The organism is Sulfitobacter sp. R18_1, from assembly GCF_017743915.1.
GTDB classification, from domain to species: domain Bacteria; phylum Pseudomonadota; class Alphaproteobacteria; order Rhodobacterales; family Rhodobacteraceae; genus Sulfitobacter; species Sulfitobacter faviae.
In genome coordinates this window covers 1-3,347 of sequence record NZ_JAGHRG010000028.1, presented here as the reverse complement: position 1 = coordinate 3,347, position 3,347 = coordinate 1, and the positions used below count along the sequence as shown (strand labels likewise).

General features: G+C 52.4%; 2 rRNA genes. Both read right to left on the bottom strand.

Features of this window, described 5'->3' with window-relative positions:
- Nucleotides 1–16 precede the first annotated feature (16 nt).
- A 5S ribosomal RNA gene (rrf, locus tag J7392_RS24005) occupies nt 17–131 on the bottom strand.
- 178 nt (nt 132–309) lie between these two features.
- Nucleotides 310–3,209, bottom strand: a 23S ribosomal RNA gene (locus J7392_RS24000).
- Between the last annotated feature and the right edge of the window lie 138 nt (nt 3,210–3,347).

Sequence of the window (3,347 nt, the reverse complement as noted above, 5' to 3'; positions counted from 1 at the left end):
TCTAGGAACTTATTAGGTTTGGCGATGACCTACTCTCCCACGTCTTAAGACGCAGTACCATCGGCGCTACGGCACTTAACGGCTGGGTTCGGGATGGGACCAGGTGTTTTGCTCGCGCTATGATCACCAAACCGAATAAATTCCTAGTAGCGCTCTGCGCAGCAGAGCGGCGGCGGGAGGCGGGGTATCTGAAGGATGCCCGTTCCCGCTCCGCCTCTATTGGAGCGCAAAGCGATATTTGTCCAAGTCATGTACGACTGATTGTATGTGTATGCTTTTGATCAGTAAGCAGTCTTGCTTCTACTGGATCAAATCAAGCCTATCGAGCAATTAGTACCAGTCAACTGAACGTATTACTACGCTTACATCTCTGGCCTATCGACGTGGTGGTCTACCACGGCTCTCAGGGATACCTTGTTTTGAGGGGGGCTTCCCGCTTAGATGCCTTCAGCGGTTATCCTGTCCGATCATAGCTACCCAGCACTGCAATTGGCATTACAACTGGTCCACCAGTGGATCGTTCACCCCGGTCCTCTCGTACTAGGGGCAACTCCTCTCAAGTATCCTACACCCACGGAAGATAGGGACCGAACTGTCTCACGACGTTCTAAACCCAGCTCACGTACCTCTTTAAACGGCGAACAGCCGTACCCTTGGGACCTGCTCCAGCCCCAGGATGAGATGAGCCGACATCGAGGTGCCAAACACTGCCGTCGATATGGACTCTTGGGCAGTATCAGCCTGTTATCCCCGGCGTACCTTTTATCCGTTGAGCGATGGCCCTCCCACTTGGGACCACCGGATCACTATGGCCGTCTTTCGACTCTGCTCGACTTGTCAGTCTCGCAGTCAGGCTGGCTTCTGCCATTGCACTCAACGAGCGATTTCCGACCGCTCTGAGCCAACCTTCGCGCGCCTCCGTTACGATTTAGGAGGCGACCGCCCCAGTCAAACTACCCGCCACACAGGGTCCCGGAACCGGATAACGGTCCGCGGTTAGACATCAAGCAGAACAAGGGTGGTATCTCAAGGGAGGCTCCACCGAGACTGGCGTCTCGGTTTCAAAGCCCACCACCTATCCTGCACATGTTCGGCCTAATGCCAGTGTGAAGCTGTAGTAAAGGTGCACGGGGTCTTTCCGTCTAACCGCGGGTAACCGGCATCTTGACCGGTAATTCAATTTCGCTGAGTCTATGTTGGAGACAGCGGGGAAGTCGTTACGCCATTCGTGCAGGTCGGAACTTACCCGACAAGGAATTTCGCTACCTTAGGACCGTTATAGTTACGGCCGCCGTTTACCTGGGCTTCAATTCAGAGCTCTCACTCCTCCTTTTAACCTTCAGGCACCGGGCAGGCGTCAGACCCTATACGTCGTCTTGCGACTTCGCAGAGCCCTGTGTTTTTAATAAACAGTCGCCACCCCCTGGTTTGTGCCCCCAGCCCCTAGTTGCCTAGGAACCGGGCCTCCTTCTCGCGAACTTACGGAGGTATTTTGCCGAGTTCCTTCAACATAGTTCTCTCAAGCGCCTTGGTATTCTCTACCTGTCCACCTGTGTCGGTTTAGGGTACGATCTGATGATGGAGCTATTTCCAGGGACCGCTCAGCAGCCCATCCAATCCGATAAGGATGAACTACCCTCGAGATCCGTCACTTCCATCTGGCCCAGGAATATTAACCTGGTTCCCATCGACTACGCCTTTCGGCCTCGCCTTAGGGGTCGGCTTACCCTGCTCAGATTAGCTTTAAGCAGGAACCCTTGGACTTTCGGCGAGAGTGTCTCTCACACTCTTTGTCGCTACTCATGTCATCATTCTCACTAGTGATCTCTCCACCGGATCGCTCACGCGCCGGCTTCACAGAAAACTCCGCGTCTCCAATGCCCCGAAGGGCTAAGGAGACATGGAACTATGTCACACTACGCTCTGCTACCATGCAATAAATGCATCCTCGGCTTCGGCTCATGGCTTGAGCCCCGTTACATCTTCGCCGCAAGACAACTTATTTAGACCAGTGAGCTGTTACGCTATCTTTAAAGGATGGCTGCTTCTAAGCCAACCTCCTGGTTGTTTTGGTCGTCTCACCTGCTTTCCCACTTAGCCATGAATTAGGGGCCTTAGCCGGAGGTCAGGGTTGTTTCCCTCTCCACGACGGACGTTAGCATTCGCCGTGTGTCTGCCATCCAGTACTCCTCGGTATTCGGAGTTTGGTTAGGATCAGTAAGCCTGTGGGGCCCCATTACCCATCCAGTGCTCTACCCCCGAGGGTATTCGGATGACGCTCTACCTAAATAGATTTCGCAGAGAACCAGCTATCTCCGAGTTTGATTGGCCTTTCACCCCTAGGCACAGCTCATCCCGATCTTTTTCAACAGATGTGGGTTCGGTCCTCCAATAAGTGTTACCTTATCTTCAACCTGGCCATGCCTAGATCACTCGGTTTCGGGTCTGATCCCACGAACTCGACGCCCTATTAAGACTCGCTTTCGCTGCGCCTACACCTAACGGCTTAAGCTTGCTCGTGAGACCAAGTCGATGACCCATTATACAAAAGGTACGCTGTCACATCGCAAGGATGCTCCAACTGATTGTAGGCGTTCGGTTTCAGGTACTGTTTCACTCCCCTCGTCGGGGTGCTTTTCACCTTTCCCTCACGGTACTGGTTCACTATCGGTCAGTAAGGAGTACTTAGCCTTCGAAGGTGGTCCTCCGATCTTCAGACAGGATTTCACGTGTCCCGCCCTACTTAATACGTCCAATCATGCTTCTTATACGGGACTATCACCCACTCTGGTTGCGCATTCCAACGCATTCTAATCACACTCATGGCTCGGCTGGTCCCCGTTCGCTCGCCGCTACTAGGGGAGTATCAATTGATTTCCTTTCCTCCGGGTACTTAGATGTTTCAGTTCCCCGGGTTTGCCTTTTTAAGCCTATATATTCAGCCTAAAAATACCTGGTCTTACACCCTGATAATCACTTCGCTGGCGACCACCCAGTGTTTTGATCGAAGATCAAAATGTACCGACCAAAGGTCGGCACGGAGTGTTCATTGCGAAGCAATAACAGAGTATAATCAGGTGGGTTGCCCCATTCAGAAATCCATGGATCAAAGCTTATTCTCAGCTCCCCATGGCTTATCGCAGAGTATCACGTCTTTCATCGCCTCTTACTGCCAAGGCATTCACCAAACGCCCTTTTCGCGCTTGATTTGATCCAGAAAAAGCAAGACTTAGCGCCTCGCGCGAAGATCAGAAGCTGGTAAGAAACTGATCCTCTTATTCTGCATCAAAAGCATACTTTACCCGCCCAGACTGTCGTCTGGACAATGAGCGATGCAGATAGCTGCC